Origin of the sequence: Streptomyces alkaliphilus (genome assembly GCF_014141535.1) — a bacterium.
Lineage (GTDB): Bacteria > Actinomycetota > Actinomycetes > Streptomycetales > Streptomycetaceae > Streptomyces > Streptomyces alkaliphilus.
Map to the genome: position 1 here is coordinate 1 of NZ_VKHT01001447.1, position 927 is coordinate 927.

The following is a 927-nucleotide window of genomic DNA, read 5'->3' on the forward strand; positions in this document are numbered from 1 at the left end:
GTCCCGGCGCCGCGCGCGGGGCCTGCCCACCCCGGCCCTGGTGCCGCCGGACGGGCCGATGCCCCCGGGGGACCCGGGGGCCGGCGCCGGATCACAGGTGCCCCTCGCCCCCGTCGGGCCGCTGCCGGCCGCCGGCCTGTTCGGACCGGACACGGTCTCCTGGCGGGTGCACGCCGACCCCGCCATGGGCCTCGCCGGGCTCCGGGCCCTGCTCCTGCAGGCCCTCCACCCCCTGGCCATGGCGGGGGTCTCCCGCCACTCGACCTACCGCGAGGACCCCTGGGGAAGGCTGTACCGCACCGCGTTCTTCATCGGCGCGGTCACCTACGGGACCGGAGCCGAGGCGCGGGAGGTGATCGAGCGTGTCCGGCGCGTGCACACCTCCGTGCACGGCCTCGACCCCGAGACCGGCCTGCCCTACCACGCGGCCGACCCCGACCTCCTGGTCTGGGTGCACACCAGCGAGGTCTCCTCCTTCCTGGAGGTCACCACCCGCGCGGGTCTGCGCCTGACACCGGCCGAGGCGGACCGGTACCTCGCCGAGCAGGCCGGGGTCGCGCGGCTGGTGGGGGTGCCGGCGGGCCACCCCGTTCCCGGGGACACCGTCGCCCTGGAGCGTTACCTGGAGGACATGCGGGCCGGCGGCACCCTGCGCGCGGGACCGGCCGCCCTGGAAGCGGCCCGCTTCGCCTTCGCGCCCCCGTTGCCGGGGGCCGCCCGGGGGGCCCGCCCGCTGTGGGCCGGGCTCATCCGCCTGGCGGTCGCCCTGCTGCCGCCGTGGGCCCGCCGGATGTACGGGCTGCCGGCCCACCCGGCGGTGGACCGGCTGGCGGACGCCGGGGCCCGGACGATGCGCGGCTTCCTGATCTCACTGCCGCGCCCCCTGCGGGAGGGCCCCCACCTGCGGGCCGCCCGGGACCGCGGGCG

Annotated in this window: 1 protein-coding gene; it reads left to right on the forward strand. The window is 79.2% G+C overall.

Annotated features, from left to right (window positions below; genetic code table 11):
* Positions 1-97: 97 nt before the first annotated feature.
* Positions 98-927, forward strand: an 830-nt coding sequence (locus FNQ90_RS25010; protein WP_323380176.1) for an oxygenase MpaB family protein, incomplete at its 3' end; no start/stop codon positions are given.